The sequence below is a fragment of the Paenibacillus sp. JZ16 genome (assembly GCF_015326965.1).
In the GTDB taxonomy this organism is placed as follows: domain Bacteria; phylum Bacillota; class Bacilli; order Paenibacillales; family Paenibacillaceae; genus Paenibacillus_AQ.
Genome location: NZ_CP017659.1, coordinates 5,745,398 through 5,768,738, shown reverse-complemented (window position 1 = coordinate 5,768,738; position 23,341 = coordinate 5,745,398). Strand labels below are relative to the sequence as shown.

The following is a 23,341-nucleotide window of genomic DNA, read 5'->3' as shown; positions in this document are numbered from 1 at the left end:
AAACCACGATCCACGGATTCGGATCGCGGCTGCTGCATCTCAAGATCGCACGCAGTTTGTCTTGGAAACTTAGGTGTCAGACCGCCTGCCCCTGCCGCTCCGCCGGCACAACCGAATATCGGGCCAGTTCTGATTGCAGCTCGTTTAGCGCGTCATCCAGGCGTTCTCTCAGCTGCTCCGTGAGGTCGTAACCGCCCAGTTCGAGGCGGGTGATCCACTGATCTACGGCAAACACCCCGCTGAGAATATGGGTTCCTCCGAGTGCGGATATTACTGGCTTCAGCGCATAATCCACCGCGAGCAAATGCGCGATGGTGCCGCCGATGAACAGTGGGAGCACGACTTTGCCTTGCAAACCTTTTTGTGGAAGAATATCCAAAATCGTTTTCAACGCCCCTGATTAAGAAGCTTTATACACCGGGCTGGCAATGATCACGGCAGCAGCTCCTTCAACCGCCGTTATGGCCTGCTTGATGGCCGGACTGTTGAAATCGGCCCGCAGCAAATCCTCAGCCGGTAGATCCGCTGCCGAGATGAATTCGATCTCGTAGCCGGCAATGACCAGGCGATCCTCTACATATTGCGTCAATCCGAATAAGCGCGACCCTTGAGTCGGGCTTCCTGCTATAAAGGCGATTTTCGTCATGATTTCCTCCTTATTCGTAAACGTCATGTAGGGCTAGGCGCACCCATATTCGCGTCCCATGCACCAGGACAGCTTCATCCACATCGAATCGGGGCTGGTGAATCGCATGGACGATCCCCCGATCCCGGTTCCCGCAGCCGATGAATCCAAAAGCGCCCGGGACCTGATCCAGGTACCAACCAAAATCCTCGCCTGCCAGGCTGGGTGGGTGGAGTGCATGTACATGCTCCTCGCCCAGCACTTGCCCTGCGGCTTGCGTCATACGACGCAGCGCGGTTCCGTCGTTGACCACGGCCATCCCTTCACGAAGCTCCAGCTTATAGCTGCCGCCTGCTTGGTCCGCAATGGAGGCGGCCAGACGCCTTAAGCCCTCCGTAATCGCCGCCACGGTGTCCTTCCGAAATGCCCGAAAGGTTCCCGCAAGCTCACTGTGCGCAGCGATGACGTTGATGGCGGTGCCTGCCTGAAGCGTCCCGAATGCCAGCACGGCTGGTTCAGAGGGATCCACCCGGTTGGCCATCAAGCTGTTGACCTCCGTTACGTACCGGGCTGCCATTTGGAGGGCATCCGTAGCCAGGTGAGGGGAGCTGTGATGCCCCGGGGTTCCATGGAAATGCACTCTAAAATGGCTTGATGCCGCCATGGCATAGCGGGTATGGACGCCAAACGAACCGACAGGCAGCTCAGGCATCACATGGAGGGCATAACATTGATCCACATGCTCCAGTACGCCGTCTTCAATCATATCGCGCCCGCCCGACAGCAGCCGTCCGTCTAGCGGACTTGGTAGAGCCCCTTCCTCGGCAGGCTGAAAGACAAAGCGGATCGTGCCGCGGACGCGATGGCGATAGTGTGCCAAGGTCCGCGCCGCGCCCAGCAGCATTGCGGTATGGGCATCATGCCCGCAAGCATGCATCACCCCTTCATGTTTCGATCGGTAAGACACGTCGTTCTCCTCCCGGATCGGCAGGGCATCCATGTCGGCTCGCAGCAGAAGGGTCGGTCCGCTGCCGGCCGTTCCATGAAGCGTACCGACGATCCCCATCCCGAAATGTCTGCCCACATTCCGCCTAACCTCAATCCCCCACGACTCCAAGAGATCAGCCACAAGCTTCGAAGTGCGGAAGACATCGTACAGGAGCTCGGGATGCTGATGAAGGTCCCTCCGGATCCTGGAGAGCTCTTCATGAAGCTCCCCCGCAAAATCCATCATTTCATCCAGTTCTACAGCTGCCGTCATGCCCACTGCTCCCTATTATGAACGTGCAGCAACTGCCTTACCTTTGCTGTACCGGTTCTCGGGCACGGGCAATCCCAAATTGCCGCGCAGCGTGTCGCTCTCGTACTCGGTTCTGTAGAGGCCTCTCTCCTGCAGAATCGGCACGACTTGGTCCACAAAATCCTCCAGCCCGTTCGGCACCGCCGCGGTGATCATAAAGCCGTCGGCCGCGCCTGCTTCGAACCAAGCCTGGATCTTGTCTGCCACCTGCTCCGGCGTGCCGATAAACCCGCCGCGCGGCGTGGCCGACTGCAGCGCCACTTGCCGGAGCGTGAGCCCCTTCTCCTTGGCATCCCTTTTGATTTTGTCAGTGCCGCTCTGGAAACTGTTCTTGCCCAAGTCACCCAGCTCAGGGAACGGTTCATCCAGCGGGTACTGGGAGAAATCGTGATGCTCGAAGAAGCGGCCGAGGTAATCCAGGGCATTCTCGATGGTCACCAGACTGGCTACCTCCTCATATTTGCGCTCGGCCTCTTCGGCCGTGCTGCCGATAATCGGACTGATGCCGGGGAAGATCAGCACTTCGTCCGGATTCCGGCCGAATCCCGCCGCCCGCGCCTTCACGTCCTGATAAAAGGCTGCCGCATCCTCCACGGACTCATGACCGGTGAATACGGCATCAGCTTCCTTGGAGGCGTAGTTCTTGCCGACCTCGGACGATCCCGCTTGAAATATAACCGGCTGTCCCTGCTTGGAACGGGCGATGTTCAGCGGCCCCTTCACGGAGAAGAACTCGCCTTCGTGATTCAGCGTGTGCATTTTCTCGGGATCGAAAAAAACGCCCGTCTCCTTATTCCGCACGAAAGCATCGTCCTCCCAGGAATCCCATAGGCCCCGGGCCACCTCCAAATACTCCGTTGCGATCCGATATCGCTTATCGTGCTCCGGATGCTCCTTCCTGCCGTAATTCAGGGCGGAGCCCTCCAGTGGAGAAGTGACGATGTTCCAGCCTGCCCGTCCGTCGCTAATCTTGTCGAGCGAAGCGAACTGACGGGCAACGGTGAACGGCTCGCTGTACGAGGTGGATAACGTACCGACTAGACCGATGTTTTTACTGACGGCGGCTAGTGCGCTCAGAATGGTGATCGGCTCAAAGCGATTCAGAAAATGCGGGATTGATTTTTCGTTGATATACAAGCCGTCCGCAATGAAGATCAGATCGAACTTGCCCTCTTCGGCTTTCTGAACCCACTGCTTATACAGCCCAAAATTAACGCTTGCGTCAGGCTGCGCGTCCGGATGCCGCCACATGGAGGTTCCTCCCCCCACGCCGTGCAGGAGCGCCCCCAGTTTCAATTGTCTTTGCTTTGCCATATTCCATTCCTCCTTACAGATATTGGCGCCCTCGTCTCACACCGGAGCGGCAGCCAGTTTAATGCGTTCGATCTGCCCGAGATGATTCTGTACGTGGCGGGTAAAACCATTGACGATATCTGAGACGCTGACGGTCTCCCCTTTGATATTGATGCCGGTTTTGGTCGTATCGGCCCCGCTCAAGCGGCGAAGCAGCAAGCTGTTATAGTGCAGCAGCGCCCGGAATGCTTCCAATATATCCTCGGCTCTGCCTTCGTTCGAATATTGGCCGTTGACCCAGGCATCCTGATTGAACCCGGGCAGCTGGGTCGTCGTCCCGGCCAGAATATCCCGAATCCGGAACGAAACCACGATGCTGTGATCTACCAGATGAGAGAGCACCTCCTGCACGCTCCATATGTGCGGGGCTTGCTTCCATTGGAGCTGATCCTCGCTAAGGCCGGCGACGGCGGCCAGCAGTTGATCATGGGTATTAACAAAAGCTTCGATAAGGAATTCGCTCATTCGATCTCCTCCAATACAAACTCGATTATGACCTGCCGACAGAAATAATAACAAAAAGCTCCTTCACATCCCGCGCAAGGTTCATGTTCCGGGCTTCATAACGGTAAAGCTTGATAGATAAACCGGTGCTTCCTTTCAGATGACAGCAACAGAAGGTATTCCTTATGGCGATGGTGCTGCCGAGGGCGAGGGTGATACCGATGGCGATAGCGAAGTCTCCACGCCGGAGCGGTAATGCCCAAGCGCACGCTTCGCCAGCCTCGTGAAGAAATCGATGCTGACCGGAATCGCCCGCTCATCCAGATCAAAAGTCGGATGGTGCCACTCCTGCGTGCCCGCCGTCCCCATGAAAACAAACAACCCGGGAACCTCGCGCTGGTACACCGCAAAATCCTCTCCGGCCGGCGAAGGAACCGGTATCACCGCCTCATATCCCGCTTCGGCAGCGGCGACATAACCGAGCTCCGCCAGCCTGCGGTCATTATGGACCGACGGCGGTCCCTCGATCCAGCGCACGGCAGCCGTCGTTCCGAAAGCTGCGGCCACGCCTTGAACCACCTGGTTGAATCGTTCAAGCACCTGCTGCCTGACGTCGTCATCGAAGGTGCGTATGGTCCCTTCCAGCAGCGCTTTATCCGGAATCACATTCCACGCGGTCCCGCTATGCAGCTTCGTAACGCTGATGACGGCGCTCTTCGAGGGGCTCACATTCCGGCTTACAATTGACTGGAGGGCCGTAATGATATGCGACGCGGTCACGATCGGGTCAAGGCCCGCTTCGGGTACGGCCGCATGGGACCCCTTGCCCGCCACTTCAACCACGAAGCCGTCGGCGGCCGCCATCAGCGGACCTTCCTTAATACCAATGGTGCCGACAGGCAGGTCCGGCTTGTTATGCATGCCGAAGATCGCCTGCACGCCTTCGAGCGCCCCGCTGTCGATGACTTGCCTCGCGCCCTTGGCTTTCTCCTCGGCCGGCTGAAAGATCAGCCTTACGGTTCCTCTCAGCTCCTGTTCCCGCTGCTTCAGGGCATACGCCGTCCCGATCAGGGCAGCCGTATGAAAATCGTGCCCGCAGGCATGCATCTTGCCGGGAATCGTCGAGGCGTACGGAAGCCCCGTCTCTTCCTGGATCGGCAGGGCGTCGATGTCCGCTCGCAGCGCAATGATCGGCCCCTCTTGAAGTCCGCCGACTTCGGCGATTATGCCTGTGGCGAGCGGATACTCCGCCAGCCGTATCCCGGCTTCCTCAAGCCAGCCCCTGATCAGCTGCGTCGTTTCGAACTCCTCGTTCGACAGCTCCGGGTATCGGTGCAGATGACGCCGGATCTCAATAATTCGCTGAATGTCTATGTCCGTGGATAAAACATGGTTTGACATGCGTAAAACCTCCTAAATAGTCACGTACCCATCGATGATTCCCTTATGCTTCGGCAGGAACCTCAGCCAACGCCTCACTCAGCAGCTCGAATGAGCGGATTCGCTTGGCAAAGGGCTGGATGTTGCTGGTGACGATGATTTCGTCAACACCCGAAGCCTGCTGAAGCCGGAGCAGCTGTTCACGCACGGTCTCCTTCGTCCCTTTAGTGATGAACGGTTCCTGTTCCTCAATCGTATACGGTTCGCCTGCCTGGCGTCCGAATTCTTCCGCCTGTTCCCTCGTCCCCAGCGTCAGCGTCCGGCCGCTGGCCAAATGAATCTTCACCAGCTTCATTGCCCCTGCCAGCTCCGCCGCTTCCGCCTCCGTATCGGCCACAATTACGGATAGAGCGACAAGAATTTCCGGTTCCCTGCCATGGGTATAGTCAAATGTGCTTCGGTAAACGCGAATGGCCTCCAACGCCGCGGATTCCTCCCCGTTGATGAAGAGGGAGAATACATAGGGCAGACCGAGTCCGGCCGCTATTTCCGCGCTGCCCGCGCTTGCCCCCAGCACGTACAGCTCGGGGGCGGTCTCCGGCAGCGGAGCGGCGCGCAGCCCGGCTAACGGATGGTCTTCCTCCAGCGTATTGTGCACAAACTTTCGAAGCTCGACGATCTTATCCGTTAATGACGCGTCCTCCTGCACGCCCCGCTGCAGTGCCTGCGTGCTGCGCGGCAACCCGCCAGGCGCGCGCCCGATGCCCAGATCCACGCGTCCCGGCGCGAGCGCGGCCAGCACGTTAAAATTCTCCGCTACCTTGTAGGGACTGTAATGCTGCAGCATGACGCCGCCGGATCCCACGCGGATGGTTCGGGTTTTGGCTAACAGGTAGGAGATGAGCACCTCCGGCGAAGACCCTGCCACATGGTCCGAATCGTGATGCTCGGATACCCAGAAGCGACGGAAGCCAAGCTCCTCTGACTTTTGGGCAAGCAGCACGGTGTGCGCGAATGCCTCCGCTGCCGTTTCCCCGGGATACATTGGACTTTGGTCAAGCACGCTTATCGTAATCCCCATATTCGTCAGCCTCCTAAATGCTATAGTTAAACTCAGGCGTGATCCGCTTCAGAAACTGCTTGGTTCGTTCTTCCCGCGGATGATGGAACAACTCGGACGGGGGCCCCTGCTCCACGATCAGGCCATCGTCCATGAACACAACGTGGTTCGCCACATCCCTCGCGAAGCCCATCTCATGGGTCACCACGATCATGGTGATCCCTTCCTTCGCGATTTTGCGAATGACGGCAAGCACCTCGCCCACAAGCTCCGGGTCGAGCGCTGACGTCGGCTCATCGAACAGGATCACCTCCGGCTCTAGGGCCAGTGCCCTGGCAATGCCCACCCGCTGCTGCTGTCCGCCCGAGAGCTGGCTCGGATAGGCATCCAGCTTATCGGCAAGACCGACTTTTTCGAGCAGGGCGACACTCTTCTGCCTTGCCTCGGCCTTCGGCATTTTTTTGACGACGATCAAGCCTTCCATCACGTTCTCGATCGCCGTCTTATGTTTGAACAGGTTGTACTGCTGAAACACCATCGCCGATCGCTGGCGGAGTTCGTGAATCTCCTTCTTCGTGGCCCGCTTGCAATCGAGCCGGTAATCGCCGATGACAATCTCGCCGCCATTCGGCTTCTCGAGAAAATTTACGCAGCGCAGCAGCGTGGTTTTGCCCGAACCGCTCGGCCCCAGAATCACCACCACTTCCCCTTTGTTTACCGTCAGATCAATCGATTTCAGCACCGCGTTCTTGCCGTATGACTTTGAAATTCCGGTCAGATGAATCATGCGACACCCCCCCGATTGTACAGATTGATTCGTTTCTCAATGATTGCGGTCAGTCTCTCGATGAGGAGCGTAAGTCCCCAGAAAATAGCTGCCGCCGCCAGATACGATTCGAAGAACTTCCAATTGGTCGATGCCACGATCTGCGCCTGCGCATTAATATCCACAACCGACACGGTAAAAGCCAAGGTTGAACCGTGAAGCATACCAATCACCGAATTGGACAGATTCGGCAGGCTGACCGCCAAGGCTTGGGGGAATACGATTCTGCGCAGCGCCTGCCAGGTCGTCATGCCGATCGAATAACCTGCCTCCAGCTGCCCCCGGTTGACCGCGAGAAGTCCGGAGCGGATCACTTCCGACATATACGCCCCTGCCGTAATGGAGAACGATATGAACGCAAACCAGATCATCGGGATGGAGGATGACTTAAAGCCCCAGCTCATCTGGGCGGACAGCGCATCCACCAGCACCGGCAGGCCGAAATAGATCAGCAGCAGATGCGTCAGCATGGGAGTGCCCCGGATAAAGGTCACGTAGACGGTGGCGATCTGGCTGAGCACCGGCACCTTATAGATCCGCACAAACGCCGCGACTAACCCGATCATGAATCCAACCGATACCGATACGGCGGTGATTAACAGCGTTGTCGGGATCGCGGACAGCAGGTTTACGAATGCGGTCCATATGAAGGATGGGTCGATTTTCACAGCTCCGCACCTCCTTTTTCAGCTCTCATTCCGGCAATGATGCGGCGGTAGGACCATTTCTTTTGCATACGGAATCTTTTACGGGCCGCCGACTCCGGAACCTCATGACGCATCAGGCTCCGCTCCGCTCGCAGCAGCAGTTTCTCCAGCGTAAAGCTGATGACAAGATAGATGATTGCCAGCGCCAGATAGGCCTCGATAAAATGCTGGGTGATATTGCCCAGGGTTTGCGCTTTTCCTGTCATCTCCATCAGCCCAAGGGTGAACGCCAGCGAGGTATCCTTCAGCAGGGCAATCACCATATTCGAAAATACAGGAACGGCGATCGCGAGCGCCTGGGGGAGAACGATCCGAAGGAAGGCTTGATGTCCCTTCATCCCCATGGCATATGCCGCCTCTACCTGGCCTCTGTCCACCGCCGTTACCGAGGCCCGGATCATCTCCGACATGAAAGCTCCGGTATGAAGCCCGTAAGTCAGGATCACGAATACTATGACGGGCGCCCGGGACATGTCGATATGAACCAGCTTCAGCATCTCCGGCAGACCGTAATAGAACAAGAAGAGCTGGATCAGGATCGGCGTTCCCCTGAAGAACGATATGTACACCTTGGAGAACGCGTCCAGCACCGGGATCCGGTACAGGCGAGGCAGGGCCACCAGAAAACCGACGACGATCCCCACCAGCAGAGAGCCTGCCACGATCAGCAGCGTGACGCCTAAGGTCGACAAGAGTTTAGGCAAAAAGCTAAGCACATACGTGAAATCGAACGGTGCCCCCATGAATCCTTCTCCCTTCCTGCATGGTTATCGCGTCATGGATTCGACGACGTGAAGTCGTCGCCCAGCCATTCCTTGCTCAGCTTGGTCAGCGTCCCATCCGATTTAAGCTCTCTGATCGCATCATCAACCGCATCCGACAGCTTCTGGCTGTCCGGGTCATCCTTACGGAATACGAACAGGATATCGGCCTCCGACAGGTGATCACCCGTTGTTTTCAGCTTTCCTTGCGGATCGATCAGCGGCAGCGTAAAGTCCGCCCCAACGGTTGCATCCACACGGCCCGTCGTAATCTGGCTTACGGTATCATTCGCCGCACCGTTCTGATAGACAATATTGATCGCATCGTTATGGTCCTTGTTGTAGTTTTCCAGAATCTGAGCAGCCGCACTGGTTGCACCGGTCAATACCTTCTTCCCTTTCAAATCATCCAGTGATTGAATGGAGTCGTTCTCCTTGGCAACAATGATTTTATTTCGCCAATAGGCGTAAGGCTCTTTATTGAACAGGTACTTTTCGGTTCGTTCCGGATTCTTCTCCATCTGGTGAGCCACAAAATCGATCTTCTTCGTTTCCAGGCTCAGCAGCAGATTGGAGAATTCCTGCGTCTGCAGCTCGAACTCATACTCCGGCAAACGCTGATCGATCTCCCGCACCAGCTCAACGTCAAAGCCGGTCAGCTTTCCATTCTCGTCAATAAAGCAAATCCTCGGAAAGGCCGTGCCCGTGCCAACCACAATCTTTGTTACTTTTCCTTCCGCCGCGTTCACCGTGCTATCTTTTTGCGCCTCTCCGCTCTTCGCGTCTGCTCCGCACCCGGCGATCACCCCTGCCAACGCCATGACAACGGCTGCCACGATTGATTTCTTCACGACCTCATCCCCTTTCGATCTTGTCCCCATCCTAATTTAATAATTCCTATAGATTTAGTAAGAATTATGTTGTCACTAACTTTGCCGCGATTTGGAAAACGCGTCTAATAGAGTTTTTCTATTCATCCATGCAAATCATCAATAGGACAATTCCCGACCGAGCTCCAGCAAGGAATCCAGAAACTCATTATTCTGCCCGTTCAAGGAGATGAGATGGGTCTGCAGGGAAATGCCTGCCGTTTCGGCAATATCCACGGGAATCAAACTTCCCTCGGCTGCCTCCTGCTGAGCGCATAGCCCCGGTAGAAAGCAGATCCCCGCCCGCCCCAGCACGAGCTTCTTCGCCGTCTCGGAATTATCCACCTGAAACACGATGTTCGGCGGCTGTTCCAGACTTTCGAATGCCCGGTGAATCCGCAGCCAGTCCAGCGAACCGCATTCGAAGAAGACCAGCGTCTCGCGCCGAATATCCCGAATGGAGGCTCTCCCGGCCGCAGCGAGGGGATGATCCTTATAGACATACAGGCGGATGGGGTCTTCGAAGAACGGATAGGATTGAAACGCCGGATTCATCAGCTTGCGAACGAAAGCCAGATCGATGTCCTTAGATGATAGTTTGCCGGCCAACTCTTCTGTAGGACCTGTTGTCAGCTTGAAGTTCATCTCGGGAAACCGGCGGTTGAGCATCATAAGCAGATTAGGCATTAAGTAATTGGATACCGAAACCGTGCTTCCGATTCTGAGCTCGTTGGGCATGGATGCTTTCGATTGAAGGTGGTGCTTCCCTTTTTGGAAGGTTTGGAGGATTTGCTGAGCATAGGGAAGAAATTGTTTGCCTTTGTCGGTCAGATGAATCTGTTTACCTAAACGGTCGAACAGCCTGCAGTCAAGCTCTCTCTCCAGCGACTGAATGCGTGCGGTCACCGTCGGCTGGGACAGAAACAGGACGTCTGCCGCCTTATTGAAGCTGCCGTAGTGATGGATGTAGACAAAAGCCTCGATATTTTCGATGTTCAAGGTAACACCTCCGGAAACATCATGATATTATTATTATAACTATACTTACTATTCCAATGAATATAGGTGGTTTTATGACCGCAATTTCCTTATAAATTATCCTTATCTTAGGCAGTTGGCAAATTATTGTCAATCCAAATATGCTTATAGATTTTTTTAATGAGGGGATTAATGTTTTTGTATTCCGATGCGATTAATGAGATAAACTGCTATACTAATCTCACCTTATCAGGATATGACCGTATCCTATGAAGCTATAAATACCGTAAAAAGGAGTGGTAGCGATGAATTCAATGCAAGAAGTGATCGTACGGGATGCACATGATTGGGAAAGCGAGGCTGTTGCGGCTGTGATGCTGGAATCTTATCAGCAGTATGCCTTCGATCTGTCAACGGAACGATGGGAGGAGTATCGGGATTCCATCAGGAATTCCGCGTACAGCCATGCGCCGCATGCCCGGATCGTCGCCGAGCTTGCCGGGGAAATCGTCGGCAGCGTCCAGCTCTTCCTCTCCTCGGAGGACGCTTACGGAAAACCGGAAATGGGAATTCACTCCCCCATTATCCGTCTTCTTGCCGTATCTCCAGGTTTCCGGGGACGAGGCATTGCCACACTTCTGATTCAAGAGGCTGCCCGCAGATCGATCCAGCTCGGCTCAACCACACTGAATCTTCATACCTCCGACATGATGGCCTCTGCGGTGAAGCTTTACGAGCGGCTCGGCTTTGAGCGGGCATACGACACGGATACGTTCAACGGCGAACATCTTGTCAAAGGATACCGGATCGAACTGCCCGGCTCCCTGCTGCTGCAAAGCGCCGTGTGAAACAACAGAGCACGTGAATAACCGGATATCTTCCTCCGTTGTTGGAGGAGGAAGATATCCGGTTATTTTATATGTACATATATCCGCCTGCCCTCGTACTCGCTCAATTCGTTCCATGTTGTACTGCGAATATTCGTTTCACATCGGATCGACAGGTATTATACAATGAACAAAAAAAAGGGGGCGTCGTTCATGTGGAGTATATTCAGGTTGAACGGACCGGTCTGGGCAGGCATCACGGCGGGCATTCTTCTTGGGCTGTTCCTCAAGATCATCGAGCATATCACCACGCTGAAGGTCTATACGCTGCTCCTGAACGTCGATTACGTGCCCGTTCTGAAGGAGCTGAAGCTTCCTGAACTGATCGAGTTTGCGCTGCACCTCGTCATCTCCGTCCTGCTGAGCATTCTTCTAGCCATCTTTCTGAAATCAAAGAACTGGCCTCGGGGGCGAAGTTTGTCTTGGGTTTCCTTGGTCTGTCTGGCCGTAGGACTTCTCCTGTATCCGACTACCGTTTTGTCGAACCGTACGCCGGAATTAACTGACCTCGCTGCCCTCCTATTCTGGCTGGCCGGTCATCTGTTATACGGCATTTCATTGGGCTGGCTGCTGACGGGTTCACGCAAAGCTTCAGCCTAACTCCGGATAGCAGCCTTACGGAAACGCCGGTTTATGGATTAACGCAAAATGACCGCTCCGTTTGAATGGGAGCGGCTTGAGCGTATGGTATTTGTTTAGTACAATTTTTTTTGATTTAATTTTCCAACGCTTTCAGTTGATTAACGATAGGTAAAACCCAATTCGGCAAATTAATTTCCCTATGCTTAATTATTCCGAATTCTGCTTCCAGAACAATTTCTCCACTTAGTGCGCTATTATCTATCACTAGTAGATGATCAACCAGGCCCAAGTATTGGAGAAGATTTTGCATAGAAGAATGATGCCGATGCATGATATCTTTGGCAGGGATGTGGTGACCCCCATTACGAACTCTGCCGGCTACTCGTTCAACATTAAGATTTGGATCACCAAGGCCTACATAAAACATGGTGACCTGGAAACCATTTGCTTTTGCTTCCTTCATAAGCCTGATGGCGTACCCACCCGAGAGCGTCGTTTCTATGGAGAAATCCCGTTGAAATTGTAGGCATTCTCGAGCTAATTTTATTGCCTCTTTTCCTGCTGAAACGCGGGCTGATTCAGGTTGCTCCGGGCTCAGACGCCTAGCCAGTGCATCGGGATCAATATTTACACTCACCCCAATTCGGTCGATGATGAGATTACGAATCGTACTCTTCCCACTCCCGTTGTTTCCGGCAAAAACAAACATCGTTGTTGGTTCAACTGTCTTTTCCCGAGACATATTCCTTCTCCCCATTAGAATACTCCCTTACCAGTTTGCCAAAATCATCTTTATATACAACATAAGATTCGTTTACTTTGGCCTCAAGTCTTGCTCTTTCGCCAGTCAGCCTAATAAGTTTGGTTAATTGTTTATCCTTTGTCATAGCCACAACCTCCAACTTATTGTCGTTGAATACCGTTTCTCTTTTAAATCATATCACAAACTGATTAATCCACCACATAGGATTAACTTGTATAAACATCTTTGAATTCGACTGGGTGATTAACGCAAAATGACCGCTCCGTTTGGGAGCGGTCACAGCTATGAAACCGAATGCGCAAATGCCGCACTCATACTATGGAGCCTCACTTTGGCAGTGCTAGCGTCCCAAGGACAAGTCCTTGTCCACTTCGCTATCGGATTCCTCATCCTCGACGTTCACGTCGTCGCCGGATGCAGCTACGCCATCCATGAAATCTTGAATCTGTCCGCTGTTGCGGGTCAGTGTAGCTACGGAAACCTCATGCTTCTTCGCGATATCAGACTTCGTTGTTGAAATGTTAAGCGATGAAGTTACTATATATTCTAACGCACTTGCATATCCGCCCTGTTTGCGGTACTTCGGATTGGCTTCTCGGGAGAAGCTGTTCCAGACCATCAGAAGGCTGAACACTTGAAACAGCTGCTGATCATCCTGCAATTCGTAATCCCGGCAGATTTGAGGAAACACAGACTCTGCAAGCTCACGATGCTCATCAGCGTTCCAGTCCATCCATCCCAGCTTGTCGTTAATCATCTGCCGCAATTGATCGACCTGTAGCTTAGGCTCTGCTGCTCTCGCACCAGGGAACTGGATGACTTTACCGTATACCGTGCGTTCATCTCTTTCAAGACAACATCTTTTGTACTTTTTCCCGCTTCCGCAGTGACATAGATCGTTTCTTCCTAGCTTTTTCATTTCCTAGCTCCTATTTGAATGATTTCTTCTATTATACATGGAAAATATGAAAATGCGCATCCCAAGCCTGTAGACCCTTAAGGCATGCCGGCCTTCCGCGTCATAACACTCTCTTACAGGGGGGGCTTCCGATAAGAAGGTGTCCAGGCAAGTTAGATAGCAAAAAAGCGCGGGTCCCCTCTATGAAAGCCGCGCCCCTTCATATTATTCTATAATATCGTCATAACGCAAGTAGGATGTAACAAATTTGTTAGAACCTATAATAGACTTATGCCATTTTTGGTAAAGATTCCATAGATTCGCGCCTTAAGGCTCATTGGCCTGGCCCAAACGTCACAGATAGCGACCGAGCATCTCCACCACCGAGTCGGCGCACATCCGGTATCCTTCCTGATTCAAGTGAAGGCGGTCATCCGACAAATAACCGCTCAGATCCTCTTTGACCCTGGCATTCAGATCATGAATCGTAATGCCCATCGGCACAAGCGCCTTCACCGCTGCCTGATTGTAGGCGTCAATCTCTTCATTGCTTCTGCCCTCGGATTCCGGATGCACCGGCGTCGTCGTGGCAAATACAATATGCGCATCTGTCCGCTCCAGTTCGTGGGCAATCCGCTTCAAATTGGTGACATAATCGATGATCGGCGTCAGTAATTCATTCCTCGGAGCCTCGCGGTGCACATCCCACAGCCCATTGTTCCAGTGGACGATATCAGGCGTCCCCAGCTCTTTCATCCAGAGACTGACGCCCCACAGCGTATAAAACGAGAAGCGCCCGTTCTCCCCCGGTGCCACGACTTCTGCAAGGCCTACCAGCCTTTCTCTAACATAAGGCTCATATCCCTCCCGGATGGAATCGCCCAGCAACAATATCCTCTTCATATATCCGCCTCCTCTTCGATCCATCTATACTCGTAACGAAACGGCCTTATCCTGATCACCTCAGGATAAGGCCGCTCGAGCAGCACTACGGCTGAACCTGTTGGTTCCTCCAGATTAATAGCCCAGTGCGGTTTTGGCTTCCTTCCACTTCGCATTCAGCTTGTCGAACGCAGCCTGCAGATCGTCTGCCACAATATATTCCTGAACATAATCGCCGGTACCGATACCAATTTGTGCTTTATTGGCGATTTCGTTAAACTTCGGATCGGTCGCTTCACTCTCGATCAACGTCGGTTTGAACGATTGGAATTCGGCAAGCTGCGAGATGGAGGACTCTGCCGACTTGATGATCGGCATGAAGCCGGAATCTTCCACATAGCCGGATTCCTTCACGAAGAAATCGACCCAAGCCGTGGCAAGCTCTTTGTTCTTGCTGTCTTTGCTGACGGCGATGAAATAATCCGAACCGAGCGGTGCGTTGTACTTGCCGCTATTATCATACGGGAGCGGGAAGAAGCCGATATCCTCCGAAGCTGCTCCTGCGCCGATCACCTGCGGGATTACCCAGTTGCCCAGGAAGTACATCGCCGCTTTGCCGGAAGCCACTTCGCCCTTCGAAATCTCCCAGTTGTTCGTGTACAGGTCTTTCTCTACCCATTCATTCTGCACGAAGGTGCGTCCAATATTCGCAAGGATTCCCCAAGCATTATCCACCTGGAACGGCGCTTCTTCGGCTACCTGCTTCGAGGCGAACTGCGGATCCCCGTTCACGTACCATGCGGAGTTATCCGCCCAGTTGCCCATCGTCCATTGAGCCCCGAAGTTCATGTACAGCGGAATGATGTCCGCCGCTTTCAGCTTCTCCGCAGCCCCGTAGAGCTCATCCAGCGTGGTTGGCACTTTGTCAACGCCCGCTGCCTCGAATGCTTTCTTGTTATACACAATCCCTTGCGTATTCACGCCCGTGGAGATCCCATAGCGTTTCCCTTCGAAGAGGGTATTGTCCGCAAAATAGACATCCTCAAACATCGCATCCGGCAGCGGTTCAAAATACTTGCTGTACTCCGAGGTGGCAAGGCCTGTCGGAATCATCAGCACGTCGCCGGCTTCTCCCGTGGTCAGACGGACCTGAATATCCGTCGCATAGTTCGTCAATCCTTCGAATTCAATTTCGGCCTTCGGATATTTTGCTTTGAATGCTTCCACGTATTTGTCCAGCGTGCCGTCATTCACCAGGTCGGTTCGGTGCGTCAGCACCTTCAGCTTGCCGCCAAGCTCCGTTTTGTCTGATGCCTCGGTCGGCTCGCTGCCTGCGTTATTGCTCGGCGGCGTCTCAGTGCCTGCATTATTCGTTTTATTTCCTCCGCAGGCGGCCAAAATGGATGATACGGTTAAGAGCAGAAGCAGTGCCATCGTGAATCTTTTTTTCATTTCGTCTTCCCCCAGTACTATGAATGTATTACGCTTCCTGTTTTCTCATGAAGCGCTTACTGATATCGCTTACATCCCAAATAATAATCGCTAACACGCCCAAAACAAATGAAGTGTTTTTGTTTTTATTGTCATAAATTATGCTAACATATCATTTTCTTGTTAGGTTCCAGAATATCTCCTTAACTATAGCAAAATCGCACCGCGCGTCTAAAGAAGCAAGCGGTGCGATACCAACCCTATATTCTTAAGCTCAGCTACCTGGCGAACCCGGTAAGTCCAGCCGATAACAATCTAAACCCGAATTCCCGCAGCATAAAATGTCTTTACCGTCTCCTCGGCCAACTTGCCGTACATGCAATAATCATCGTTCAGGGCCGCTTCCTCCAGACCGTACAGCCGTGCCGGCCAGTCCCACAGCATGTACCCCTGCATCCAATCCCGCTTGGCGCAGGCCGCGAACATTGCTTCATAATACCGCCGCTGCTCCTCCTCCGACGGGCCGCCGGGCAGCGACCAATCGTTCGGGCGGGCCGGGGATCCCTCGCGGCTCGGGCAGCCGGCTTCCATGAAGAAGAACGGCTTGTTCCATCGGCGGACCGTGCCTTCGATCCGGTCCAGCTGCTCCTCCCACTGGTCGATCGGATAATAGCCGCTGGAGGAGATGATATCTACCGCATCCCACCAACCCACGCGCTCCTCCTGATATTTGTCGCAGTTATACGTCACCAGCCCACCGTAGACGCTTCTTACGTCCCCGATCAGGGCCCGCCACTCCGCATCCCGCTTGTCGGCCTGCACCATCTCGCAGCCCACGCACAGCATCTCGCAGTGCTCTTCCTCCGCGATTTCGGCATAATGGCGAATGAATTCCCCATAGGAGCGGAACCATTCGGCCCAGCTCGGTTCACCGGGAACCTCCTCGTCGAAGAAGTTAATGTGGGCTCGCCATGTTCCGTTCGCCACGTTCACGACCGGCTTCAAGCACACCTTGAGCCCCAGGCTCTTCGCCTTGCGGATGGCCCATCGCACCTCATCATCCGTCACCGTCGGTTCCTCCCGGAACGGGATTTCCGTCGACTGCGGCGTTGCCTGCACGGCAGACAGCGCAATGGCCACCCAATTCACGTTCATGTCCGCCATGCGTTCCATGGAGAATTCCGCCTCGGGTCCCGTCCAGGAGCCCCGTACGCCGGTCCACCCCCAGGTCATGCCGCATACTTTTTCCTTCCACGTGTTTGTCGAGTTCATATATCAATTCTCCTCTTCTACATCGTCAAGTGTTCGTTATTTGACCGCTCCGTTCGTAACCCCCGCAAAAATGTACCGCTGCATGAACAAGAACAACACGACCGTCGGAATGAAAATAATGAGAATGCCTGCCGAGATCACGTTCAGCTGCGCCGCGTTCGGACCGATGAAGGAATAGATCGCGGTAGACACCACCTTCAGGTCTTGGCTTGGCATATACAGGTACGGCGTGTAAAAATCGTTGTAAATCGAGATGCTCTTCAGAATGACCAAGGTGGCCGTAGCTGGCGCTAGCAGCGGGAAGATGATGGAACGGTAGATTTTGAACAAGGACGCCCCCTCCAGCATGGCGCTCTCATCCAAATCCCGCGGGATGCTGTTCACGAATTGCAGATAGATGACGATCTGGAGCACGTCGGCTCCTAAGTACAGCAGAATCGGCGCAAACATCGTGTTGTAGGCCCCCAGGCTCTGGATGACGCTGAAGGTAGCCACTTGTGTCGTGACCATCGGGATGACCTGAGCGACCAGATACATGCCCATGATGGCTTTTTTCATCTTGAACTCAAACCGTCCGACGGCATAAGCAACCATGGTGCCAAACAGGATATTGCCGACAACCGAAATGACCAGCACGATCAGGATATTGCGAAAGCCAAGTCCCAAATCCCCGATATCGATTACCCGCTTAAAGTTCTCGAAGTTAAAAAAATTATCCGGTAGACTAAGGCCTGATTGATAATACTCCACCTGGGTCTTGAACGCCCCTACAAAAAAGGAGTAAATCGGGAAAAACACCACGAACAAAGCGACAACCAGCGTGAAATAGTTGAACATCGTAAAGCCGATCGAGCGTTCCCTTCTCATGATTGCTTCTCCTCTCTGAACAGCAGCTTCCGCTGGATGACAATGAACAGCAGTACGATAATTAGCAGCACAACCGCCATCGCCGAAGCCAGTCCAAAGTTCTGATACTTGAACGCCGTATCCACCGTCTTAATGACGAAGGTCGACGTATCGTTCGCCCCGAGCAGCATCACAAACGGAATATCGAACGCTTCGAGCGCGCCCGTCAAGGTAAGGATGAGCATCAGCTCCAGCACGCCCCGGATGCTAGGCAGTGTGATGTAACGGAACTTCTGCCAACCCGATGCCCCGTCAATCGAGGCTGCCTCATACAGGTCGCCCGGAATCGATTGGAGCGCCCCAATAAAAATAACCATGTTCAGTCCCATGTACTTCCACATCGAGATGAACGCCAGGGCAAAATTCACGATCCCCTTATCGCCCAGCCAGCTCTGCTGCAAGGATTCGAGTCCAAGCGCGCCGAGCAGCGTATTCAAAGAGCCGTACTCCATGTGATATACGTTCTTGAACATGATAACCGTGGCCACGCTGTGCAGCACGTACGGCAGGAACAAAGCAACCCGGAAGCCGTTTCTCCCCTTCAGCTTGCTTGTCAGAATGACGGCAAAATAGAGGGCAAACACGACCTGGATGAGGCCCCCGACCAGATAATACAGATTGTTCTTGAGTGAACTGAACACTTCAGGCTTCGTAAAAATTTCGACGTAGTTGTCAAAGCCGATAAAGTTCATATCCCAGCCGAGACCCGACCAGTCCGTCAAGCTGTAATACAACAGCGATAGTGCCGGATAATAAGAGAAGGTCAGTGACAAGAGCACCGGAATGGCAAGGAAACCGAACAGAATAAGATAGCGCTGCGTTTTATAACTGAAATTGAACAATTCCCTTCCTCGCTTTCTGGATGAAATGGTACCGTTTTCAATCATTATAAAAGACAGCGCCCCGAAAAATAATAGACTTTGTTTGCTTTTATTGTCCTCAGTTTAGATAACAGTCACCTAACAAAATCACGGTACTCCTTTGGAGTTTTCCCGGTCATTTTTTTGAATACTTTATTAAAATAAGCCGGGTCCGGGTAGCCCACGCGTTCGCCGACCATATACGTCTTGAGCCCGTGATCCTCCTTCAGCAGCCGCTTGGCATGCTCGATTCGCACGGCGATACAATAGTCGGTAATCGTCTCCCCCGTCTCGGTCTTGAACAGCTTGCTCAAGTAACTCGGGGTCAAATAGACCAGATCGGCGAGGTGCTGCAGCTCTATTTCCTCGGTATAATGCTGCTGAATATAGGCTTTGATCGTCTCCACAGCCCGGTGCTCGCTCTTCCCTTGATCCAGAAGCCCGGCAGCCTGGTCAACAGCGATCTTCAGCTGGCCCGCGAAGGAGCGCCAATTCTCGCTGTTCCCCGGCTCCAGGCTCCAATCCACATCCCCTGCTGGAATGCCCCTCTGCTTCATCTCTTCCGCCACATGTGACTCCAGGGCAAAACAAACCTCTCTCAGCTCGGCCCAGCCCGGCTGCAGGGAAGCCGTCTCATCCAGCCATGTCCGCAGCGCCGCCGGCAAGCGCGCATACTCACCGGAACGCAGTGCCGGAAGCAGCAGCTTATCCAGCGAACGGACAAGACGGTAGCGCTCTTCCTTCTGAACCGGCGGTCTGCCTTCACCCCCACAGCAGCGCCTTTCGTCGCTGTACCAAGCCTGCTCCAGCACGCTCGCGGCTTCCCTATAGGCCTGCGGCAGCCATCGGCTTCCACTGAACACGCCGCTGATGCCTGCCTTCGCCGATGTGCCCGCGGGAAGCTGCTGCAGGAGCATCGCAGCCCATTCCCTTACGATATTCGCATGGCTGGACTCTGCAATGGACACCAGGATCGCCTGCCGTTCCCCTTCGCAGTCGATAATTTTCCGCTCAGCCCCCCAAGCCGATGTCCATTCAAGCAGCCTCTCTTCCACGATTTCCGGGAATGTGCGAAGCAGGATGACCGCATAATATCCGTGGAACAGCGCCTGCTGATCCAGTCGGTCGCAGACTTCCTCGAACAAATGCCCCGGCATTTTTCGCTGATCCGCGCCTAACAGGAAGCTCGCCAGATCGTCCGACTCCAGCTTGCGCTCGTTCTGCTCGCCCTTGACCAGCTCGTCGACGTTCTCCAGCATGCGAAGCAGCTCTTTCATATTGACCGGCTTGAGCAAATACTCCAGGGCTCCCTGCCGCATCGCGGTCCGGGCATATTCGAAATCGTTATAACCGCTCAGCACGGCGAATTTGGTATGGCAGCCCATCTGCTTGATATTCGCCATTAGCTGGAGCCCGTTCATTTGCGGCATTTTGATATCGGTAATGACCAGATCGGGCTGCAGCTCATGCCATTGATCCAGCAGCTCCTGACCGCTTGCAAACGTCCCCACGACGCGGTACTGCTCGCCTGCATCCTGTATGAGCTTGCCCAGCCCTAACCTGATCCGTTCCTCATCATCCACCACTGCAATGTTAAGCATTCGCAAGTCCTCCTGTTCTCGGTTCTTCTGTATGGTCCGCGGGAAATGTAATCCGAACGGAAGTGCCCTGCCCTTCCTCGCTGTCTACGGCAAGGCCGTAAGGTCTGCCGTATCGGAGCTGAAGTCTCTCATGCACATTGCGCAGCCCGACCCCCCGGCCGTCCGTACCTTGAGGCTGCGCCTGATCCAGCACGTGGCGCAGCCTGTCAAGCGCTTCTGCCGACATGCCTAACCCGTCATCCGTCACGGTAAAAACATGGTCCGTGCCATCCATAGCATAGGTAATGGTCAGATGGAGCACGGGTTTGTTCTCGTCAAAGCCATGATTGACGGCATTCTCGATAATCGGTTGAAACAGCAGCTTCATCACCTTAATGGAATTAGCTGCCGGATCTTCCGGCAATGTCAGCATGAACCGCTCGCCGTAACGGTAATTCAGCAGCTCGATGTAGGCTTTGACATGCTCCCACTCGTGCTTCACCTCCACGACCTCGCTGCCGGCATGAATGCTGTAACGGAGCTGCTGGCCTAACAGCTGAACCATATCCCCCACCTCATGATCATCATGAAGGACGGCCGTCATCCGGATCGTCTCCAGCGTGTTGTAGATAAAATGCGGATTGATCTGGTGCTGTAGGCGCTCCAGTTCCGCCTCCTTCTTCCGCTTCTCGATCGTGTAAATATCATCAATAAGCTGTTTGATGCGTGCCATCATCCGGTTGAACGAAACCCCGATCAGCGCTGCCTCGTCACGCCTTCGGACCGGGAACACCACATCCAGCTTGCCGGTCTGCACCTGCTTCATCAGATGGACGATGGACCGCAGCGGTCTTGTCAGCGCATAAATCAGAATCAGGGAAATGATGAGGGCAAAGCTGGTAACGCCGACAGCCGCAGCGATCGTAATTTTGCGGGTCTTAAGCGCATCCTGCATCAGCTGACGCTCCGGCACCGTAATCAGGATCAGCCAGCCCGTCTGCTCGGATTTCCGGTAGACGACCAGCTGCTCCTCCCCGCCAACGTCAAGGCGAAAGCTCCCTTCGGTTCCGGTGGCCTGGGCAAGCGCCTTATTGTCGGTCATGCTGCGGGACAAATATTTCTTCTCGCTGTCATAGATCACGGTCCCGTTGTCATCCAGGATGAAGGTGGTGCCGTGCGTCGTCTCCTCCAGGTCGGTGACAATGTTCTCGATCACGCCGATGTTGGCATCCACCACAATTGTTCCGATGGAATGATACGATTTATCGATAATGTCGCGGACGACCGTGAACATATACTGCTTGCTGCCGGCGGACACGGCGATCTCCTGCGTGCTGACCAGCACGGGCCGGCCGCCGGCCGCCGTGGCGAGCTTGCGCCAGTTGTCATAGTACTGCTGCAGATTCGAACGGTTCCCGCCGCTTTTGACCACGTAGTACGGGTTGCCGAAAAGGTCGAACAGATACACGTTACTCGTGCCTTCCTTTATGTTGTTCATGAAGTAGATGCTCCGCTCGACCTTGCGCGTGATCTGGAGCTTCAGCTCGCTCTCGTTCAGGCTCGCCGATTCCTTCGGCTGCCCCTCCGCCTGGTAATGCCGATTCGACAGCTCAAGCCCTGACTGAATTTCATTGAGGTACGAGGGAATGATCGAAATTTTCATCATATCGGTCACGTAATCGTCCAGCTTGCCCATCATTTTGCTCGACAGCTGGGACACGTAGGCGACCGTATTATTCTCGATGGTGGCCGTATAGCGTTCTGCCGCAAAATACGTGATGAGTCCGATCGGCAGGATGATCAGAAACAAAAAGACCACAAACAGCTTCCGGTCCAGACGCCCGGCCGGCCGCTCCTTCCATAGACGGGCAATGCAGCCGCGCATATTCATCTCAATCGACCTTCTTGGCATAAGCCGTGGATTCGCGGAGGATGAAGTCGCCGGCAAGCAGTATTTTTTCCAGCGGACTATCCGGCTGCTCCACCCGTCTCATCAACATCTCCACCGCCCTGCGTCCGAACGCCTCCTTGTTGACATGGATGGTGCTCAGCGACGGGGTCGCAAAAGCCGCATCCTCAATGTTGTCAAAGCCGGTAACGGAGCAATCAGCAGGCACTTTGGTACCCAGCTTGCCAAGGACCGTCATAACGCAGATGGCAATGGAGTCGTTCGCGCACACAAAAGCGGTCGGCAGCTCATCCATCCGACTAATAATCATCTCCAGCGCCTCCGTCATTTCGGAGCGGTTGTCCCCTTCGAAGCTAAGCAGCTCCTCGTTCTGATTCAGCGGAATCCCCTGCTCGCCGAGAACGGAGCGGTACCCTTGATAACGATCGGTGAAGCTGCGCGAAAACCGGACGTTGCCTACAAACTGAAGCTTTCGATGCCCGCACCCCGTCAAGTAATTGGTTACCCGTCTCGTGCACTCCACATTGTTCATGAACAGGGAGTCTGACGGAATCAGCGGATCTTCATGATCGATCAATACGAAGGGGATATCCAGGCTCCGGATTTCGAGGAGCAGCTGCGACGAGATGAATCCGACGCCGATGATGCCTCTCACCCCGCTCGGATTAATCAGGTTCGCAAAGCTGTCCTTGAATTGGTCGGTCACGATGACCATCCCCGTCTCCCTCAGCTCAAGCTCATTTGTGATTCCATCGATAATTCGTCCCCAATACAGGGAATCGCGTGTCTGATAACGGACATTCGGAACGAGCACGATTACGGTCTCCCTTGCGGCAAGGGTGCCGCTGGCTTTAGTTTCGTTCTTCTTGCCTCCGGCCTTCTGCGGCTTGTTGGCAAAATAGCCGAGTTGGGTCGCGACGTTCACGATTTTCTCCCTTGTCTCCAGACTGACGCCGGATTTACCTGAAAGCGCTTTAGAAACTGCGAACTTTGAAAGTCCGAGATGATCGGCAATTTGCTGCATCGTGACTTTTCCTGCCATAAGCTGCACACATCCTTTAGCATAAT

General features: G+C 54.0%; 23 protein-coding genes and 1 pseudogene. 2 read left to right on the top strand and 22 right to left on the bottom strand.

Features of this window, described 5'->3' with window-relative positions:
* Positions 1 to 76 precede the first annotated feature (76 nt).
* The 11 genes and pseudogenes from ssuE to BJP58_RS25805 form a co-directional block, all read right to left on the bottom strand.
* Positions 77 to 646: pseudogene (ssuE, locus tag BJP58_RS25855) on the bottom strand (NADPH-dependent FMN reductase).
* A 10-nt stretch (positions 647 to 656) separates the two neighbouring features.
* A complete protein-coding gene (locus BJP58_RS25850; RefSeq protein WP_194541163.1) occupies positions 657 to 1,886 on the bottom strand; it encodes a M20 metallopeptidase family protein in 1,230 nt (409 codons plus the stop codon).
* 15 nt (positions 1,887 to 1,901) lie between these two features.
* Entirely contained in the window at positions 1,902 to 3,239 is a 1,338-nt protein-coding gene (locus BJP58_RS25845; RefSeq protein WP_194541162.1) for an LLM class flavin-dependent oxidoreductase, read from the bottom strand.
* A 36-nt stretch (positions 3,240 to 3,275) separates the two neighbouring features.
* A complete protein-coding gene (locus BJP58_RS25840) occupies positions 3,276 to 3,743 on the bottom strand; it encodes a DinB family protein (RefSeq protein WP_194541161.1) in 468 nt (155 codons plus the stop codon).
* A 162-nt stretch (positions 3,744 to 3,905) separates the two neighbouring features.
* Positions 3,906 to 5,123 carry a M20 peptidase aminoacylase family protein gene (locus BJP58_RS25835; RefSeq protein WP_194541160.1) on the bottom strand — a complete coding sequence of 406 codons (1,218 nt, stop codon included), beginning with the start codon at positions 5,121 to 5,123 and terminating at the stop codon, positions 3,906 to 3,908.
* A 43-nt stretch (positions 5,124 to 5,166) separates the two neighbouring features.
* Positions 5,167 to 6,183 (bottom strand): LLM class flavin-dependent oxidoreductase, encoded by a 1,017-nt coding sequence (locus tag BJP58_RS25830; protein WP_194541159.1) that lies wholly within the window; start codon positions 6,181 to 6,183, stop codon positions 5,167 to 5,169.
* Between the two features lie 13 nt (positions 6,184 to 6,196).
* Positions 6,197 to 6,949 carry an amino acid ABC transporter ATP-binding protein gene (locus BJP58_RS25825; protein ID WP_194541158.1) on the bottom strand — a complete coding sequence of 251 codons (753 nt, stop codon included), beginning with the start codon at positions 6,947 to 6,949 and terminating at the stop codon, positions 6,197 to 6,199.
* Complete coding sequence (locus BJP58_RS25820) at positions 6,946 to 7,656, bottom strand: amino acid ABC transporter permease (RefSeq protein WP_194541157.1); 711 nt, start codon at positions 7,654 to 7,656, stop codon at positions 6,946 to 6,948. The genes BJP58_RS25825 and BJP58_RS25820 overlap by 4 nt, the downstream gene beginning before the upstream one ends.
* Positions 7,653 to 8,438, bottom strand: coding sequence for an amino acid ABC transporter permease (locus BJP58_RS25815; protein WP_194541156.1), 786 nt, complete (start codon positions 8,436 to 8,438; stop codon positions 7,653 to 7,655). The genes BJP58_RS25820 and BJP58_RS25815 overlap by 4 nt, the downstream gene beginning before the upstream one ends.
* 32 nt (positions 8,439 to 8,470) lie before the next feature.
* Positions 8,471 to 9,307, bottom strand: a complete 837-nt coding sequence (locus BJP58_RS25810) for a transporter substrate-binding domain-containing protein (protein ID WP_194541155.1) — start codon at positions 9,305 to 9,307, stop codon at positions 8,471 to 8,473.
* A gap of 138 nt (positions 9,308 to 9,445) precedes the next feature.
* Positions 9,446 to 10,324: a LysR family transcriptional regulator gene (locus BJP58_RS25805; protein WP_194541154.1), complete on the bottom strand. Its 879-nt coding sequence runs from the start codon at positions 10,322 to 10,324 to the stop codon at positions 9,446 to 9,448.
* 284 nt (positions 10,325 to 10,608) lie between these two features.
* Between BJP58_RS25805 and BJP58_RS25800 the strand changes: the two genes are divergently transcribed.
* A complete protein-coding gene (locus BJP58_RS25800) occupies positions 10,609 to 11,151 on the top strand; it encodes a GNAT family N-acetyltransferase (protein WP_194541153.1) in 543 nt (180 codons plus the stop codon).
* Between the two features lie 192 nt (positions 11,152 to 11,343).
* Positions 11,344 to 11,790: a hypothetical protein gene (locus BJP58_RS25795; protein WP_194541152.1), complete on the top strand. Its 447-nt coding sequence runs from the start codon at positions 11,344 to 11,346 to the stop codon at positions 11,788 to 11,790.
* Positions 11,791 to 11,905: 115 nt separating this feature from the next.
* Here BJP58_RS25795 and BJP58_RS25790 read toward each other — a convergent pair whose 3' ends face one another.
* From BJP58_RS25790 to BJP58_RS25740, 11 genes are all read right to left on the bottom strand, one after another.
* A complete protein-coding gene (locus tag BJP58_RS25790; protein ID WP_071221326.1) occupies positions 11,906 to 12,514 on the bottom strand; it encodes an ATPase in 609 nt (202 codons plus the stop codon).
* Positions 12,492 to 12,659 carry a hypothetical protein gene (locus BJP58_RS25785; RefSeq protein WP_194541151.1) on the bottom strand — a complete coding sequence of 56 codons (168 nt, stop codon included), beginning with the start codon at positions 12,657 to 12,659 and terminating at the stop codon, positions 12,492 to 12,494. The genes BJP58_RS25790 and BJP58_RS25785 overlap by 23 nt, the downstream gene beginning before the upstream one ends.
* 216 nt (positions 12,660 to 12,875) lie before the next feature.
* The gene (locus BJP58_RS25780) at positions 12,876 to 13,454 is read right to left on the bottom strand and encodes a YecA family protein (protein WP_194541150.1); all 579 of its coding nucleotides are present in this window, start codon (positions 13,452 to 13,454) and stop codon (positions 12,876 to 12,878) included.
* A 333-nt stretch (positions 13,455 to 13,787) separates the two neighbouring features.
* Positions 13,788 to 14,336: an SGNH/GDSL hydrolase family protein gene (locus tag BJP58_RS25775; protein ID WP_194541149.1), complete on the bottom strand. Its 549-nt coding sequence runs from the start codon at positions 14,334 to 14,336 to the stop codon at positions 13,788 to 13,790.
* Between the two features lie 114 nt (positions 14,337 to 14,450).
* Positions 14,451 to 15,767 carry an ABC transporter substrate-binding protein gene (locus tag BJP58_RS25770; RefSeq protein WP_194541148.1) on the bottom strand — a complete coding sequence of 439 codons (1,317 nt, stop codon included), beginning with the start codon at positions 15,765 to 15,767 and terminating at the stop codon, positions 14,451 to 14,453.
* A gap of 294 nt (positions 15,768 to 16,061) precedes the next feature.
* Positions 16,062 to 17,018 (bottom strand): glycoside hydrolase family 113, encoded by a 957-nt coding sequence (locus tag BJP58_RS25765; RefSeq protein WP_194541147.1) that lies wholly within the window; start codon positions 17,016 to 17,018, stop codon positions 16,062 to 16,064.
* A 36-nt stretch (positions 17,019 to 17,054) separates the two neighbouring features.
* On the bottom strand, positions 17,055 to 17,885 hold the full coding sequence (locus BJP58_RS25760) for a carbohydrate ABC transporter permease (protein ID WP_194541146.1): 831 nt from the start codon (positions 17,883 to 17,885) through the stop codon (positions 17,055 to 17,057).
* A complete protein-coding gene (locus tag BJP58_RS25755; RefSeq protein ID WP_071221331.1) occupies positions 17,882 to 18,766 on the bottom strand; it encodes a carbohydrate ABC transporter permease in 885 nt (294 codons plus the stop codon). Before BJP58_RS25755 ends, BJP58_RS25760 begins: the two co-directional genes overlap by 4 nt.
* A 113-nt stretch (positions 18,767 to 18,879) precedes the next feature.
* Positions 18,880 to 20,385 (bottom strand): response regulator, encoded by a 1,506-nt coding sequence (locus tag BJP58_RS25750; RefSeq protein ID WP_194541145.1) that lies wholly within the window; start codon positions 20,383 to 20,385, stop codon positions 18,880 to 18,882.
* Positions 20,378 to 22,276 carry a sensor histidine kinase gene (locus tag BJP58_RS25745; protein ID WP_233354766.1) on the bottom strand — a complete coding sequence of 633 codons (1,899 nt, stop codon included), beginning with the start codon at positions 22,274 to 22,276 and terminating at the stop codon, positions 20,378 to 20,380. The genes BJP58_RS25750 and BJP58_RS25745 overlap by 8 nt, the downstream gene beginning before the upstream one ends.
* Positions 22,257 to 23,315 carry a LacI family DNA-binding transcriptional regulator gene (locus tag BJP58_RS25740; RefSeq protein WP_194541144.1) on the bottom strand — a complete coding sequence of 353 codons (1,059 nt, stop codon included), beginning with the start codon at positions 23,313 to 23,315 and terminating at the stop codon, positions 22,257 to 22,259. Before BJP58_RS25740 ends, BJP58_RS25745 begins: the two co-directional genes overlap by 20 nt.
* Between the last annotated feature and the right edge of the window lie 26 nt (positions 23,316 to 23,341).